This window comes from Sulfurisphaera sp. (assembly GCF_059755235.1).
This window is the reverse complement of record NZ_DBPRYF010000027.1, coordinates 54,333-70,825: the sequence shown is the minus strand read 5'-3', so window position 1 is coordinate 70,825 and position 16,493 is coordinate 54,333. Positions and strand designations below refer to the sequence as shown.

General features: G+C 35.6%; 15 protein-coding genes and 2 pseudogenes. 6 read left to right on the top strand and 11 right to left on the bottom strand.

Going from position 1 to position 16,493, the window contains the following annotated elements; translation table 11 throughout:
* Positions 1-803, bottom strand: a pseudogene (locus AC3OCB_RS03795) (hypothetical protein); the annotation flags it as partial.
* Entirely contained in the window at positions 775-1,383 is a 609-nt protein-coding gene (locus AC3OCB_RS03790; protein ID WP_498340880.1) for an IS607 family transposase, read from the bottom strand. The gene AC3OCB_RS03790 and the pseudogene AC3OCB_RS03795, both read right to left, overlap by 29 nt.
* Before the next feature lie 217 nt (positions 1,384-1,600).
* On the opposite strand from AC3OCB_RS03790, the gene AC3OCB_RS03785 reads away from it, so the two are divergent.
* The 5 genes from AC3OCB_RS03785 to AC3OCB_RS03765 all read left to right on the top strand — a co-directional run bounded on the left by AC3OCB_RS03785 (position 1,601) and on the right by AC3OCB_RS03765 (position 6,174).
* Positions 1,601-2,023: a HEPN domain-containing protein gene (locus AC3OCB_RS03785; protein ID WP_498340879.1), complete on the top strand. Its 423-nt coding sequence runs from the start codon at positions 1,601-1,603 to the stop codon at positions 2,021-2,023.
* The gene (locus tag AC3OCB_RS03780) at positions 1,974-2,321 is read left to right on the top strand and encodes a nucleotidyltransferase domain-containing protein (RefSeq protein ID WP_498340884.1); all 348 of its coding nucleotides are present in this window, start codon (positions 1,974-1,976) and stop codon (positions 2,319-2,321) included. The genes AC3OCB_RS03785 and AC3OCB_RS03780 overlap by 50 nt, the downstream gene beginning before the upstream one ends.
* A 135-nt stretch (positions 2,322-2,456) precedes the next feature.
* Entirely contained in the window at positions 2,457-3,740 is a 1,284-nt protein-coding gene (locus tag AC3OCB_RS03775; protein WP_498340878.1) for an ATP-binding protein, read from the top strand.
* 604 nt (positions 3,741-4,344) lie between these two features.
* Positions 4,345-5,490, top strand: a complete 1,146-nt coding sequence (locus tag AC3OCB_RS03770) for a glycosyltransferase (RefSeq protein WP_498340877.1) — start codon at positions 4,345-4,347, stop codon at positions 5,488-5,490.
* Between the two features lie 99 nt (positions 5,491-5,589).
* Positions 5,590-6,174 carry a PIG-L deacetylase family protein gene (locus tag AC3OCB_RS03765; protein WP_498340876.1) on the top strand — a complete coding sequence of 195 codons (585 nt, stop codon included), beginning with the start codon at positions 5,590-5,592 and terminating at the stop codon, positions 6,172-6,174.
* A 14-nt stretch (positions 6,175-6,188) separates the two neighbouring features.
* On the opposite strand, the gene AC3OCB_RS03760 is transcribed toward AC3OCB_RS03765, so the two are convergent.
* The 6 genes from AC3OCB_RS03760 to AC3OCB_RS03735 are packed head-to-tail and all read right to left on the bottom strand — an operon-like array spanning position 6,189 to position 13,282.
* A complete protein-coding gene (locus AC3OCB_RS03760; protein WP_498340875.1) occupies positions 6,189-6,371 on the bottom strand; it encodes a hypothetical protein in 183 nt (60 codons plus the stop codon).
* Positions 6,372-6,379: 8 nt separating this feature from the next.
* Entirely contained in the window at positions 6,380-7,357 is a 978-nt protein-coding gene (locus AC3OCB_RS03755; RefSeq protein WP_498340874.1) for an ABC transporter ATP-binding protein, read from the bottom strand.
* Entirely contained in the window at positions 7,326-8,264 is a 939-nt protein-coding gene (locus AC3OCB_RS03750) for an ABC transporter ATP-binding protein (protein WP_498340873.1), read from the bottom strand. The genes AC3OCB_RS03755 and AC3OCB_RS03750 overlap by 32 nt, the downstream gene beginning before the upstream one ends.
* Positions 8,264-9,616: an ABC transporter permease gene (locus AC3OCB_RS03745; protein ID WP_498340872.1), complete on the bottom strand. Its 1,353-nt coding sequence runs from the start codon at positions 9,614-9,616 to the stop codon at positions 8,264-8,266. Before AC3OCB_RS03745 ends, AC3OCB_RS03750 begins: the two co-directional genes overlap by 1 nt.
* 3 nt (positions 9,617-9,619) lie before the next feature.
* The gene (locus AC3OCB_RS03740; RefSeq protein ID WP_498340871.1) at positions 9,620-10,666 is read right to left on the bottom strand and encodes an ABC transporter permease; all 1,047 of its coding nucleotides are present in this window, start codon (positions 10,664-10,666) and stop codon (positions 9,620-9,622) included.
* 6 nt (positions 10,667-10,672) lie between these two features.
* The gene (locus tag AC3OCB_RS03735) at positions 10,673-13,282 is read right to left on the bottom strand and encodes an ABC transporter substrate-binding protein (protein ID WP_498340870.1); all 2,610 of its coding nucleotides are present in this window, start codon (positions 13,280-13,282) and stop codon (positions 10,673-10,675) included.
* 511 nt (positions 13,283-13,793) lie between these two features.
* Here AC3OCB_RS03735 and AC3OCB_RS03730 point away from each other — a divergent pair.
* Positions 13,794-14,601: pseudogene (locus tag AC3OCB_RS03730) on the top strand (HpcH/HpaI aldolase/citrate lyase family protein).
* An 85-nt stretch (positions 14,602-14,686) separates the two neighbouring features.
* Here the strand turns inward: AC3OCB_RS03730 and AC3OCB_RS03725 are convergent.
* The 3 genes from AC3OCB_RS03725 to AC3OCB_RS03715 all read right to left on the bottom strand — a co-directional run bounded on the left by AC3OCB_RS03725 (position 14,687) and on the right by AC3OCB_RS03715 (position 16,454).
* Positions 14,687-15,184: a hydrogenase maturation protease gene (locus AC3OCB_RS03725; protein WP_498340869.1), complete on the bottom strand. Its 498-nt coding sequence runs from the start codon at positions 15,182-15,184 to the stop codon at positions 14,687-14,689.
* A 170-nt stretch (positions 15,185-15,354) separates the two neighbouring features.
* On the bottom strand, positions 15,355-15,642 hold the full coding sequence (locus tag AC3OCB_RS03720; protein ID WP_498340868.1) for a hypothetical protein: 288 nt from the start codon (positions 15,640-15,642) through the stop codon (positions 15,355-15,357).
* Positions 15,639-16,454, bottom strand: a complete 816-nt coding sequence (locus AC3OCB_RS03715; RefSeq protein ID WP_498340867.1) for an AAA family ATPase — start codon at positions 16,452-16,454, stop codon at positions 15,639-15,641. The genes AC3OCB_RS03720 and AC3OCB_RS03715 overlap by 4 nt, the downstream gene beginning before the upstream one ends.
* Between the last annotated feature and the right edge of the window lie 39 nt (positions 16,455-16,493).

The following is a 16,493-nucleotide window of genomic DNA, read 5'->3' as shown; positions in this document are numbered from 1 at the left end:
CTATTCCTCTCCCTCTCACCATGTCTAGATACTCGCTCATTCAGTGCGTTTTTCTTACTAGCTACACTCTGTGCTCTCTTCCTCTTTATTTCGTGAACTCTGTGGATGTGATATAGTTTACTTAAGTCAATTTTTATCCATCCGTATTTTGGCGAAAAGCCATCAAGACTGAACAGATTTGAGTCCCAACCAATATATTCAGCGTGATTTTTCTCCTCTTTTGGTTTTCTGAAGGTGATAAGCAACTCATTTCTCGTCAGTATTAATTCTCCTAGATCTAGCCCTTGAACCCTGTTTTTAAACCAAGCTTTCGTTAAGTCAAACTCTAGATATAGTTTCCTAGGTACTATGGTCACTCTAATTTTTCCATCTCTGTAGGTGTACAGAGTCTCCTTGACTCTGGCAAACAGCTTCTTAACTGTGGGTTTTGCTCTCCTTCTTTCTCCCTTAAGATAATTTCTCTTCCAAGACTTCAAAATAGAATAAGCCACCTTTATTGCGGAATCGACATAGTGGGAAGCATACATCCAAGCCTTTAACAGCTCTTTTCTAAGCGAGTTTTTAAACTCCCTAGTCTTTGGAAGCAGTGGTACGAGTCGTTTAATTTGATAACATTTCTTGTTTCTCTTCCTCCCGCTTTCAACTTCATAGCATTTCTCCTCCCACTTCTCGACCCACGTAATGTTCTTCCAAATTATGTCTATTGCTCTCTGTAACAGAGAGCGGTAGCTGAGCAAGAAATCTTCTATGTTATAATAATGTTTAATCTTATAGCTAACGATCTTGTAGGAGTCTTTTTGCATTTTCAACCACCTCCTTGTACTTACGACTCCTCATGCCATAGAGCTTTCCTGCAAAGTGGGAGATAATCGTTATTAAGTCCTCCACTAGTTCCTCCTTTGGCTCCTTCTCTTCTTGATTTATTACGATAATTTCAGTACCATAGCTCTGGAAGAACTGCTGGAGTGTTTTAAAACCAAATCTTGTTAACTTGCCGGGATAAGTGACGACGACTTTCGATACTTCTTTGTTCATAACCATTTTGAGGAGTTTTTGAATGTTTTTTCTTTCCTCATTTAGCCCACTACCGATGTCTTTGAGGATTTCGATGTTTAGCCCTCGCTCTTTCGCATACTGAGTTATAGCTTCAATCTGCCTCTCTAGATCATCTTTCTGAGTGTTGAAGGATACTCTTACATATCCGATCACTTTCTTCTCCTCACGCAGTCCCAAAACCCTCTTAATCTCTGACTCTGGGACTCTCCTTTTGCCACCAACAGTTCTGACGCAGTGTATTTTGCCCTCCTCATCCCACTTCTGCAGAGTTCTTACATGAACACCAAGTATCTCTGACGCTTCTTTCATCGAATACAATTTTTCCATCTTCGCCTATCAATTTATATTAAAATCTATCAAATATTTAACTGTTTTTGGAGGCATTATTTTCATGATAATAAGTAGGTATGTTATGAAAGGGAGCTAAAAACCTGTTAGTTTATTTCTCTCTGCTACGATCTAGTTTTTTCTCTTTTTCCATATCATGTTAAAGCGAAACAACACTTTAGACACTAATATAAAGGCTTGTCTACTAATACATTTTATGTTAGATTGGAACGAATATGAGAGATGGATGAAATCTTCAGTATTAACTCTGGAGAGTGCAAGGAAAGACTCCGACTTTAATTGGTCCTGTTTTAAAGCTGAACAAGCTGCGCAACTTGCAGTGAAAGCTTATTTGATTCTTGTTGGAAAGAGCTATTTTGGCCATGATTTAGTAACACTCTTAAGAAATACTGAGCTACAACTAGATAAGGAGATTTTACAATGCGCGAATTTCCTCATAAAAGTCTATATCCCATCTAGATATCCAGATGCGTTACCAGAAGGCGTTTCTCCTCATGAAGTATATGACGAGGAAGATAAGCAAAAAGCTATTGAATGTGCTTCAAAAATTATTAACTTGGTGAAGGAAGCTGGAGAGGATCTTAGAAGAAAGGAAGAAGGAGAGGGAAAGGGTAATTAACGAAGTTAAAGAATTTGCAGAAGAGGTAAAGAAAAAACTGGGAAAAGTCACTGTAGTTTTATACGGTAGCTATGTTAGGGGAGATTTTAATTTGTGGAGTGATGTTGACATTCTTTTAATCTCTGACGCTTTTGAAAACATTAGATTTTTAGACAGATATGATTTATTCGAGTGGAAGGAAGGATTCGAGGTTAAACCTTATACGTACTCTGAGTTCGTGAAAATGAAAGAAAAGATAGGATGGAAAGAAACGTTAAAAGACAAGATAGTCATAGCAGACGATTATAAATTATTCTAATTGTATACTTATGTTTGTTCTATTTATTTAGTATAAATTTTCCTTTACTTTGAGTAATATAATGAGTCATTTTCTCGTAAAATTGAGTCATGATATGAGTCAAATTTATTACCGTTTTCCGTGATTTTTTCTTTAATGAACAGGGAACTAATAGAAAAAGCGTTAATAGACTGGAACTTTTGGTACAAGGAACAACCAGTTGGTGTACCTAGGGAGTATGCAGATCAAATTTTACGTTTAATAGACTCTGGGAGCGCAATAACAGTACTCGGTGTTAAGAGGTCTGGGAAATCAACGATCATAAATCAAGTGGCTAAAAAAATGATCGAAAGGGGAGAAGACCCTTTTAACATTCTTATAGTAAACTTTGAGGACTCTAGGTTTTCAGAAATCAAAGATGGAAAAGACTTGTTTTCGCTTTATGATCTGTATAAAGAGATTAGGAAGTCTAACGGAAAACCTCTCATAATCCTGGATGAAGTTCAAAAGGTTAAGGACTGGCAGGGATTTGTTAGATCGTTAGTAGATAGAAAAGAAGCTAGAGTGATTGTTTCTGGCTCTACCTCTTCGGTAAATAACAAAAACGTGAGGAGAGTGTTAGCTGGAAGACAATTGACATTTGAGGTTTTTCCATTATCTTTCAAAGAGTTTTTAGACTTCAAAGGGCTACACGTGGAGAGTGAAATAGACGTTGTTGCTAGGGAGAACGAAATAAAGAAAGCTTTTTCAGAGTATCTGACCTATGGAGGTTTCCCTCTCGTAGTTTTGAACGAAGATAAAGAGAAGATTTTGACTCAACTATACGAAGACATACTGTTTAGGGACGTGATAGTAGAATGCAACACAAAGAAGGAAGAAGAGGTCAAGTCCCTTTCCTTGTTTTACATCTCAAACGCCGGAAATAGGATTAACTTTAGGAGATTATCAAGGTCATTAAACATACCTCTTAGGACTTTACAAAGGTACTCGGAGTGCCTTAAGAACGCTTATCTAATATTCTTTGTAAGGGCTTTGAGCCCTAAACTGGTTGAGATGGTAAAAAGCGAGAGGAAAGTTTACTCAATAGACCACGGTTTATCAAGTGTAGTTGGTTATAGACTAAATGAAAGTCGCGGAGCTTTGTTTGAGAATTTAATCTTCCTTGAGTTGTTGAGGAGATATGGTGAAAATAACATCTTCTATTTCAAGGGAAAGAGGGGGGAAGTTGATTTCATAATAAAAATAGGTAACGAAGTAAAGGAAGCTTATCAAGTAACTTACAAGCTGGATGATGAAGAAAGAGAAATAAAAGGTCTAAAAGAAATTCAACGTCTTAAAAACGTTTCTTCTTACATAATAACGTTTGATGAAGAAGATGAAATTGATGGTATAAGAGTAATTAAAGCGTGGAAATGGTTACTTGGAAGAACTCAAAGATAATTAGTTCATAAACTTTAGCTTTTAGCTTAACATTATTTCCATAAATTGAAATGGCAATAACTAGCATAGAATAAATTTTATGACTAAAAACTCGTTCTTCAGCTAAAATCAACTCAGATTAAAGAAAATTTTCAGCTATTAATTTATTAAGATTACAACTGAAACCCCTGCCTTTTAGGGCGGCATAGAGAGTGTTTTTTCTTTATTCTGCAAAACTTTTTAAACAAGTTTATCCAAATAGAATAATAAGAGGGGACCAAGGAAATCAGTGGATATCCGATTCATCAAGGTTCAGAAGTTCTGGTCATTCATCATTTTTCCTTGGTCCCCAATGACATTCTAGGACAAACTTTTAATATAAACATTTAGTGAAAAAGAAAAGAGTAATACCAATTTAATGCGTTTTTGACGTCATTAGTTATGTTACTAGGAGTGAACAAAAATTACTATTTTGAGATTAATAACACTTTATAATGGATATCACACTCTTTTCTATTACATTAACTTTGTTTTAATAATAATTCTTTCGCTATTTCATCTATAATAATTTGTAAATAACTTTCATCTATCTAATATTTAAAATAGTGTTTTCCGTTTTTAAATTGTGAAGATTTTATCGATTGTTGACTTTGGACTCAATGAGAAGACTGGTGGTTATAAAAGGAACCTTGAAATTATGAAAAGACTACCTCGCCTCTCTGATGTTGAAATTATACCCTCTTTAAGGAATATTAGACTTTACAAATATAGGAGGGATCTAATCTCTCTCCTTGAGGAATTGAACTCAACTTCTCCTTATGTAATTGAACTCCTTGAGAAAACTACTACCGAAGAAGAGTTTATACAAGGACTACCAAAAAAGGATGAATATCACGTTGCCCTTGTTTATAGCAATTCCTCTGAGAACGTTGAACTTGCCAGAAAATTAACTAAATCTCCAGTTGGTGTACAACTCCAATTAGAGCCCTTTTATCGAGACCTTTCAACTCTCTTCAAAATAAAGTTTAGGGGAGTTACTGGGAGAGCTATTAGAAATTTTATAGAGGCGGTAGAAGAATCAAAAAAAGAAGAGAAAAAATGGAAGAGATTAATTTCTAATAAATCACTTAACTTTGTAATTTCTGTTAGCAAAGTCCCTTTGAAAAATTCTGGGTTAGAAGACTTACTACCTTATAGAGTAACAAGGCCGGGAAACGCATTTGATCCAGAATTGCTCAGATTTAGAGGTAAAGTAAAAGAGGATTATGCAGTTTACTTTACCAGGTTAATACCAGAAAAAGGACTTTTCGAAATCCCTTTGATATGGAAAAAGCTTAGAAAGGACATAAAACTTTATGTTATGGGGGAGTTCTCAGATGAAAGTGATAAACAAGACTTTCTCGCTCTCGTTAAAAGACTTAATATAAACGTGGAGTACATCGGTTTTAAAGAAGGTGAAGAACTTTATGACATTGTTTCGAAAGCTCTCTTTACTGTTTATCCATCACACTATGACAGCTTTTCCTTAGTAGTTCTTGAGTCTTTAGCTGTTGGTACACCAGTTTTTGCTTATGATACCCCTGCAATAAGAGAAGTTTATTCTTGTGTTAAGGGAGTACATATGGTGAAGGAGGACGATATAAATGAAATGGCGAAAGAGATATCTGAGTTCAAGGAAGAAGAAGTCCCTGTACCCGTTTTTTATTCGTCTTGGGATAGAGTTGCTGAAGCTGAACTAAAAGATATAGAGAGCTTTCAAAGATTTCACTAGGCTAATGTAATGTCGCTTCCTCTCATATAAGATATATAAATCACATAACGAACTCCTTGATTGAGTTAAGCGTATAAATGTGTGTCTATATTTTATCTCGTGAAATTTTTAGTAGTTGCACCTCATCCAGATGACGAAACACTCTGCTGTGGGGGCACAATTATGAATTTTATTGAAAGAGGTGATAAAGTCAAAGTTGTAATAGTTACTGACGGTAGATATGGAGCCCCTTCTGAAGAACTAAGAGGTACGGAGGAACTCGTAAGGATTAGAAAAGGAGAGGCATTAAGAGTTTTCAAGATATTAGGTGTAGAGGACTTTGAGTTTCTTAACTTCGAGGACTCTAAGACCAGTCAGAAAAGAAAGGAAGTAGAAGAAAAACTATTAAAGATACTTCACGATTACAACCCAGATGTAGTTTTTTCTCCCTCACCTTTTGATCGTCATACAGACCATGCGGAAATAGGAAAGATAATGATGAAACTTTTCCCCAGTTCATATTTTTACGTGATCTGGGGAGATCAAAAAGAAGGAGAAGAAGTAAAATTTGAAATAAAGGACAAAAAAGAAAAGAAAATGAGGGCATTGGAAGAGTACAAAAGTCAAATTGAAGGTATCAAAAAAGATCTTCCTATCGAAAGGTTTGCTGGAGATTATGAGGTTTTCTATAAAATCAGACATTAACTAACTTGAATAAACTAAATTCTTTCACCTATAAAAGCTATCAAACCTCTTAACCCAACTACAGCTCCAGCAATTGCAAGTGTCATAGACAATACTAAAACTGGAAGGCTCTCAAACGAAACCCCAACATAATCTAAACCCAATGCAGATAGAAGCATTCCTAAACCTACAATTATTTGAATAAGTGAGCGTCTCATCTTATCACCTAATATAGCCAACAAGCAACATAGTGATTTGTAGACACTTCTTTGAGTTCAGGTTCTTTTTCAGTACATTTTTGCATAACAAAAGGACATCTTGGAGCAAATACACACCCCTTTTCTGGCCTTATCACGTCTGGTTTAATCTTCATCTCTTTTATCATGTCTTTTAACTCGGGGTTTATCTTAGGATAAGCGTCTATTAATGCTTGGGTGTAGGGGTGAAGGGGATTTTTAATTATTTCATTTGAGCTACTTAACTCAACAAGTTTACCTAAATAAAGAACCGCTATCCTGTCAGATATTATTTTTGCGATTGGTAGCTCGTGGGTAATTAGCATAAATGAAATACCTTTAGCCTCTCTTGCGTCTTTAATGATCTTAAGAATTTCACCTTTTAAAGACGCATCTAACATAGTTGTGGGTTCATCAGCAACTACATATCTAGGATTTACAATAACAGCTCTAGCTATGCCCAACCTTTGCCTTTGTCCTCCAGATAGCTGATAAACTTTGTTTTCTAGCAGTTCAAGGGGGAGATTAACTAATCTCATTGCATCTTCAATCTTCTGCTCTATATTCTTTTCTTTTCTATATTTGAGTGGCATAGCAAGTACGTCATACACTCTCATTAATGGGTCAATAGAGGAGTAAGGGTCTTGATATATCATTTGAACATATTTGTTAACGTTTTTGAGTGATGATTTGCCAACATTTATATCTTTTCCATCAACCTTTAAGTAAACATTTCCATAAGTAGGCTTTTGCAGACCAACTGTTACTCTACCCAAAGTTGACTTTCCAGAGCCACTTTCTCCCACAACTCCAAGAATCTCCTTGTTTTTTATGCTTAATGAGACGTTATCTAGTGCCTTAATCAAGATTTTTTTACTAAATACTCCACCCTTAGTAAAGTACACGCTCAAATTTTCTACCTTTATTATATAATCTTCAATAGAGCCAGCAGGCAACCTCATCACCATCTGAAAATATTCTCATTTTAGGTTCTTCTTTAAAGCAAATATCTTTAGCAAAGGGACACCTTGTGTTAAACCTACAACCAGCGGGGGGGTTAGAGAGATCTGGCATTGATCCCGGTATCCCTTTAATCATGTCTTTGTCTAAAGTAGCAATGGAATCTATTAACGCTTGTGTATAGGGGTGTCTAGGTTTTTTAAAAATAATTTCAGAAGGCCCACTTTCCATAACCTTACCTGCATATAAAATATAGTCCCTGTCAGAAATCTCTGATAAAAGGGCTAAATCGTGAGTTATAAAAATTATTGAGATTCCTAGCTCTTTCTTTAGTCTTTTAAATAAATTAAGTATATTTTCTTGAACTATAACATCTAAAGCTGTAGTAGGTTCATCTGCAATCAATACTTCGGGGTTGAGGGCTAAAGCCATAGCTATAAAAGCTCTTTGTTTTTGACCCCCAGAAAGCTCATGTGGATATTTATCTGCTAATATAGGATCCATATCCACCATTTTAAACAACTCTTTAACCCTTTCTTCATAATCACCATTCCATCCATGAATTTTTAGCACTTCAATTATCTGATCTTTTATCTTAAAAACTGGAGTAAAACCAGACATTGAACCTTGAAAAACCATAGCTATTTTTTTCCACCTATAGTTTTTTCTGAATGTCTCTTCATCAAGTTTTAGTATATCTTCTCCTTTGAAAAGAACTTGCCCACCCGTAATTTTCCCAGGGAATGGGACTAATCTCATTATGCCATAACCTATTGTGCTCTTTCCAGAGCCACTTTCTCCAGCCAATCCTACTATTTCCCCTTTGTCAAGATTTAAGTTAACATCGTCTACAGCCCTTATTACTCCACGTTTAGCGTAAAAATAAATCTTGAGATTCTTGACTTCTAGCAACATTATCTTTCACCTATTGTAACTCTTTCTATCGCAAAACCTATCAAGACAAATGGAATTGCAACAATTACTATCATTAAACCGGGGAAAACAACCCACCACCACCAACCATTAACTTGAGCTTGATGAGTTTCAGCAGATTCTAAAATCCCTCCCCAAGTGATAACATCAGCTGGAGCTATACCTAAAAATGCTAATGTTTGAGCGATAATTATCCCAGCTGGAACACCAAGAGCCATGTATGCCACTGTGATAGGTATTAACCTTGGCATGAAGTGTGTGAAAAACACTCTGTAAGAGGGGATTCCAAGGAGCTTGTCTGCTTCGACAAAGCTGTTTGATTTTATTGATAAAGCTATTGATCTTGCTATAATAGCATAAGAAGGCCACGATAAAAATGCTATTAGCAGTGCCTCTATGGTTATATTAGGCTTAACAGCAAAGGAAACCGCAACTAAAAAAGGAAGGACTGGTAATGCAAGAAACACAAGGGTAATCCATTGTAACATCGAATCCTTATTTCCTCCTAAATACCCAGAAATTCCACCAACAAAAATCCCAGCTAATACGGCTACTATTGAGGTAAGAGCACCTATTTCTAATGCATTTGGTAAGCCTAAAAGAATTCCTAAATCAATAGGTCTGCCAAAATAATCTGTTCCCATTAAACCGTATGAGTTACCTACGAGAAGTAAACTCGCATTCGTAATTCTGATTGGCGACGACGACACTATTTCTATTTTTACTGTGTATTTTCCTTGTTCTGTAACGGTTAAATTTGAGTTAGGAGAGTTGAAAAGCGCGGATGACAGCACAGTAGTATTAACTAGTGGTGGGCTTTTACCTGTAACTGAAGCCATATAGCTTAAAATAGTGTTCTTTATAGTTGTGAGGTCAAATGCTACGTTAACTGAATCTTTTGGAACATTAATTTGTAATGTATAGCCATCCGGTTTCGTCCAATAAATTGCCTCAACTGACGGCGTAATATTGGAGTATGTAATGAAGTATACATCATATGGGGGTAATGTTTTACTCCAGTTAAACTGGTAATATATATCAACAATATGTATATTACTACTCAAAGATCCATAAGAAATATTTATAGGTGCTAATTTTTCACTGGTAAAATATTCCCCTGGATAAAATACTGACATCCATGCTGGGGGGACGTGAGCTGGATATTGTCTCCAAGCTGCCGGATTATTCCAAGAAGAGTAAACTTTCGAAGGAACGGATAGGGCTACCCCTGTAAATATAAGCAAGACTATAAGAATTAGGACACCAGCCAAAGCAAGTTTGTTAGACAAGAAATTTTTTAGATACAAAGAAGAGTTTATACTCTTTTTCCTCAAATTTTATTCACCCACCTTTATCCTTGGGTCTAATATACCATAAACTAACTCCCCTAGGAACAAACCTATTAATAAAACTATTGTTAGAACGTAAGTTATTCCTAATATAACAGGGATATCATTTTGTAGAACAGATATATAAGTTAGTAAACCTACTCCAGGCCATTCAAATACCACCTCTGTAGTCAAGCTTCCGCCTAGCGATCCTGCTATTGCAAGTATAGATTGAGTGGCTATAGACGGGGACGCAGTACGTAAAACGTGTCTATAGAGTATCCTTGAATCTGGTAGACCTCTAGCTTTAGCTGTAATAACAAAATCCTCTTTCATGATCGATGCTACAAGACTTCTAACTATATATGCAAAACCCCCTACGTTCACTATAAATATTGAAATTATAGGTAGTGCCATGTGATACAATATGTCTATCCCATAGTCAAATGGGTTTTTAGGTGGAGGAACCGATGTCATTCCTCCGGGCGGGAAAACTCTAACCCCATAGGCTAATGCAGCAAGTAAAATAAAACCTAACCACCAAGTAGGTATACTCGAGTGAACAATTGCTATAACTGCAACCACTTTTTCCCAGAATTTTGTTTTGGCAGAGAGCAGACCTATGATTGTTCCCGCTACAATAAAAAGTATTGTAGCTGTAGTAAACAACAAGATTGTGTTAGGTAAATAATAAGCTATAATTGCACTTACTTCTCTTGAACCTGATGGTGCTTGTAAGAAGTAAGCATCCCCAAAGTTAAAACGGAGCAGATTATACATCTGTATAAAGTACTTATAAATAATTGGTTGGTTTAGACCATATGCAGAAATTAAAGTTTCTTTATATTTATCTACTGCTATTTGAACTTGAGTTGAGTTTAAATGGTGAGAACTTTTAAGCAAAGTTTGTGTAAAACTAGCTACTTGAAAATTTATACTTTTAGAAATGATTTCTTGTAAGATCGGAAAAGTGAAAATATAAAGAATGGTCATTGTAGCAATTAAGGCAGAAAAATAAATGAGTGACTTTTTTAAAATATATTTTCCAAGACCCATTCTACCTCACTTTCTTCTAAGAAGTGCCACTGCTGCAATAACAATAACTATTATAACCACAACTGCCACAATAGCTATTTCTGCAGTATTGGAGCTTGTTGTACTCGTATTTGTTGTTGGACTGCTTGTTGTTGTCGTCGCTGGTATTACGACTATATTTGTAGTTAATGGATTAATTAAAATTGATGTATTGCTATAAGCTGATAATTGTATTGTATATACTTCGGGTTTCAATGATGAAGGTATTGTAAATGTAAACTGTCCACTTGAGTTTGTAGTTAATTTCTGTATTAATAATACAGTCCCATTGGGCGCTTGTAAGACTAGATCCACATTCACTCCTGCTGCAGGTGTCGATAAAGTGCTTCCTGCAGGTGTTTCTTTTACAGTACCGCTTATCGTTTGACCCGGTGATACAGTTGCAGGAGGAGTAAATGTTATAGTATATGTTGCCGGTTCTGCTAATGCTTCTGCAGGAGGAGTTAAGTGGAAGTATGGACTTTTAACTATTTTAGCATAAGGTGGTGAAGTACTTGGACTCCAGGCTACTAAGATGAACGGTCCATTACCTATCATAGCATTTCCATAAGTCTTAATGAAATTAATTGCAGCTTCATAGCCAGCTTTTGCTTGTTGAGGGGTAATTAGTGTAATTTTACTTAAATTCTCTACTTGGATTAAACTATTTGGTATGTAATTAGATGATGAGGCATTATTTAATGCAGAAAGTATGTATTGAACATCTGTTGGACTTACTAGGCTCAACCAATCTACATGATTTCTCTGTGCTATAGCTTGAGACCAAGCTGCCTTTCCATCAGCCACAACAGTCTTCATACCTACATACATTTGCCACGGGAAGTAACCTCCTCCTACTAGTGCGTAACCTAGTGGATTGAAAGCGCCAAACAGACTAACAGCAGCGTAAGTGGGGTCGAAGAACCAATCGTTACCCCAAATTTCAATAGCTGTGGAGTTAATTACTTTAAATCCTTTTATAGTCTGTAATCCAGACGAATACACTGAAGATGCTACCGGGTCATAAATTGGATTACTTGAGTTTAAGGACATTTCTGACGCTACAATGTACTGGTAAATAATATCAGCTAGAGTAATGTTTTGTCCATCTGCCCATTTGTCATTATTAAATAGAGGTGCAAAATTATATATTACAGCCATCTGTGCTGTAGTATTTACTGGTACTTTTGATATTTGCTGAGTAGCTGGGTTCCACCAGAGGGCATCTGAAGGTACTGGTACTGTAGCTTCTGGAGTTAAATTAACTATTTTATAACTGTATATATAAGGAATTGTATAACCGGTACCGGGGACATACAAGAACGCTGGAGTGAATAGAGCATATCCTATTGCATCAGTATATGAATCTGTAAATCCAGCTCCAGGGTTTGCTGCACCTTGACTTAGGAATCTTACTCCTATTGTTATATTAGGATATGTACCATTCATAATATTCAGATAAGTCTGGAAATTCAACAGAGTGTTTAGTGCATAGCTTGGATATACACCTTGAATGTTGGATAAGGTATAAACTGGGGCTAAACTCATTCCTAGCCCCAATCTTACTGACATGTTTATTCCTAAGTCTACTATTTCATTATATATTTTGTAGTATTCTTCCTCGCTAGTGAACTGGCTTTGTAGAATTATTTGAGATAAGTTGTCGATTTTGTTAGCTTCATTAAGTAATAATGGCGACTCATATTTAGTATCATTAAACGAGCCAAAACTTAGACCATAATAAGAGGAGAACGGCATATCAGCTCCCCATGTGCTATACAAACCTATTGCAAGACCAGAATCATAATATGAGTATACCCCTCCCCAAGCTTCAACTGCTATATTCCATGTAGAGTTTGCAGGATCACTTCCGTAAACGACCGCTATTTGTTTCTGCAAGTTTCCTTGTATTGTCTCTACTGTGAAGCCTAATTTCTGAAGCTGTGTAACTAGATATTCGGCGTAGATTTTCCTTACAGTAGCATCAGTTCTTTCAAACACGTACACGGTGATAGGTTTACCATTATAATACCACTTACCATTTATATATTGAGCGCCATGAGCTGTTAGCACTTTATATATTGTTTCGTTTGCATAAGTAAAGTTGTAGTTTATATTAGAATACTTAGAGAGTGTAGGAAGTAGTTTAATCATCTCTGGTTCACCAGAATATAATGATATCGAAGGTATCCCGTAACCACCAAGTATTGAGTCTACAAAGTATGTCCTATTGAGTACATAGTTAAGTGCAAATCTAACTTCTTGGAATTGGAATGGATTAAACCCAAATGTAGTATTTAGCGGATTTATTAAAACGTCGTAAAGGGTGGCTGGAAGCAGATACGATTTGGCTCCAGCTGGTAATGATGTATACTCCGATGGTGGTAATGAATAAGCATAAAAAGCTATTTGACCGTTCTGGAAAGCTGTTACACCGTTTGCATTGTTTCCCTCATATGAAATAAATGTTATTGAAGTTGATGCTGGATAACTACTTGTTTGTGCTAACATGGACATTGGTGTTACCAAGATTGATAATAACATTAGGAAAGGAAGTATTTTTCTTATGACGCTTTTTATTTTAGGGGAACTATACATGATATATAAATCGATATAGGGTTATATAAAAATTTTCATATCGTTGCTGAAAAATAGATATTATCAAAGAATCTTTCTCATTCAAAACTTACTAATTAAAGTTTTATACACAACTAGAAAGTTATAAGAATTACCTTGATTGTTTACCCTTAAAATTGAAAACTTATTATAAGAGTATTATGATAGAGTGATAAAATTGCGCAAAATCATGATGTGATTGCACTAACATATAACTAAATTTTTAACTTTTTATAAATTATTATTGTTCAAATAATTGCTATCCTTGCAAGAGATTAAAATATACCAAGCTATTTATAAATCAAGGATTTACAAGAAACAAGGAATGATGTCTCTGTCTTTATAATAATCTGTGTATATCTAGTCTATTGTTAAATATTTTAATTTGTTCACTTTTTGAATTTCTGTTATTCTTCGTAATTTAAGAAGTTTTTTATCACCTCAATCTATTTCACTAATAAACGTTTTATACCTTATTTTCATTACTTACTTTATGAAAAGGAGATCTCAATTATATGTCCCCTCTATTTCTAAAAAATGGTCAAGAAGTCGGTCGAACTAAACGTAGATTCGATAATTTTCGACCTTGAAGATGCGGTCCCACCGGAAGATAAGGAAAGAGCGAGAGAGCTTCTGAGCAAAATGTTAAAGGAGTTAGATTGGGGAAGAAAGGAACTTTACGTTAGAATAAACTCCTTGCAATTGCTTGACCCTTACCTAGATATCTCTTTCGTTTCAATGGAAGACAAAATCTCATGTATTGTTGTTCCTAAGGCTGAGAACGACCTCTCCTTTCTTTATAAAGCCACCGGAAAAAACCTAATACCTCTAATTGAGACTGCTAAAGGAGTGTTAAAATTGAAGACATTGTGCGCTCTGAAGGAGTTGTTGGCATAAGTTATGGAATTGCTGACCTCTCCTTGTCTCTTGGAGGAGATCATACCTTTTACGAAAACAACCAGTATATAAAGACTGTAATAGTGGCAACAGCGAGGGCTTATGACGTTGACGCAATAGATAAAGTGTATTTTGATTTAAAAAATCAAGAAGGATTCAGAAAAGAATGTATAGAGGCGAAGAAGTTAGGTTATGTTGGCAAACAAGCTATTCACCCTTCACAAGTTGATATAGCCAATGAGGTATTCTCCCCTACAAAAGAGGAAATAGAATGGGCTAAGAAAGTTATAGGAGCTTATGAAAATGCCAAAAAGGAAGGGAAAGGGGCTATAGGGCTAGATGATAAATTGATTGATTATGTCAACTATAAAATTGCAAGAAAAATAATAGAATTCCAAGATTAGTGTACATAAAGTATTAGCAGTCTTAAATGTCTTCTTTTATTAGGACGGTTTTCATAGGAGTTGAAAGTTTAATTTACATTTCCATTTAAGTCTCGTCACATCCTTTTTCAATGAAATTAATGATTTCCTCATAACTGCCTCCTAGTTGAACACCTAGACCAGATAGAAATTTAATAAAAAGTGGTATTAGTTCTTTTATTCTCGACTTACACTCTTTAGAAAGTCCAAACTGAACGTCAATTCTCTCCGGTTTACAAGTAACAAAATAAAACGTCTTGTTCTTATACAAGTTTACTACTGAAGAAAGACCTAAATCGTGAAGCGAAATGTCAAATCTTCCACTAGGACTAATCCTATATATCCCGTAGTCCTCTTCAATATTACCTATGTCAATGATCACTATTACGTCATAATTCTCTAGGTTCACCCCTAGTAGACTTCCGGGGCCAAGATCTGTTACATACGCATTCTTTACCTTTCCCATTAGCGCATCTGCTATGCAAGAACCAAAACCATCATCACCCATAAGTCTATTACCTACACCTATTATTACAATCTTCGAACTAACCTCTTCACTAGTCATAGTAAGTATTTCTAGGCACCCTTAGTTTAAAGTCTTTTTCAAATATGCAGAACCAAGTGCCTAGTAGGTGTTCGAATACACATTTATAAACACCATTTCTCTCGTATTCAGAGTGTAGGAGATCAAACTTGATATGCCTCATGAGATTGAGAAACATTTCTCATATGTTTTCATATTTTTCTCGAGGCTTCTTTATATACCGGGTCAAGGAAATTGTAATCTTTTATAATGCTCATGCTTTCCAGCTGGTTTATTATGTTACTTAAAACACTTGATGAAATTGTACTTCCTTCTTTCTCACTTACACAATCTCTCAACTTTCCCCACGTATTTTTCCCTTCTGATAAGCATTTTAGCACGTGGAGATATCTCTTTCCTAGCTGTTCAGACACTTTTCTTTTAGACTCCATCAAGTTCCTAAGTTCTTGTGATGCAACATTTACTGCAATTTCCTTCACTTTTCCATATCCTTAACTTGAGAGTACAGATTACCTGCAAATGCCAACCAACCAGGGATTCCATCAAAAAAGCTTACAATCTCTTCTATCGTTTTATCACTCACCTTGATAGAAAGCTCTGAGAATCCTTGCTTTAAAAAAGAGATAGAGGTCTCTTTATCGAATCTCTCTACTCTTATTTCATGGAAATATCTACCGTAAAGGGGAGATGATGGGTCTTCTACCGACAGAAAGTCGTATAATAAACCCACTTCTGAGCCAGTTAGGATAAATGTTAAGTTTGCGTCGTAATCATATGCATGTGCTAATGCCTCCTTAATCTCCTTAGAGAGAGGGCCTCTAAGTTTTTGCGCTTCATCAAAAGCTATTATCAGTTTGTGCTTGTTAAGGTGATCAAACAAATCAGAAAGCGAGACAAAGTCCCTCCCTTTCCATGAGAACTCTACTTCTCCTTCAAATATTTTAATTCCTCTTATCCCTTTTAGCAATTCAATAATTCTACTGCTCGATTTAGAAAGTAACTCATAAAAATCCTTCCAGCCATAGTTTTCTTTCAGTTTTCTACAGTCTAGCAAGATATAAGGTATATTAATTTCATCCAAAAACACGTTTAAAAGCGAGGTCTTTCCTATTCTTCTAACACCAGTAAGGAGGATAAACGGTCTATTTATATTCTTTCTAAGGTCTTCTAGTTCTTTTTCTCTATCAAACAAATCTTCCTTTTTAGTTTTAGGTCTTTCATCAAATAACGACTTCTGCCCCAGAATATGAGGTCTGCCCCAGAAGTTGAAAAATTTTATGTTATCTCGCAAGGAAAAGGTCTAAGAACAAACAATAATAAAAATACAAAA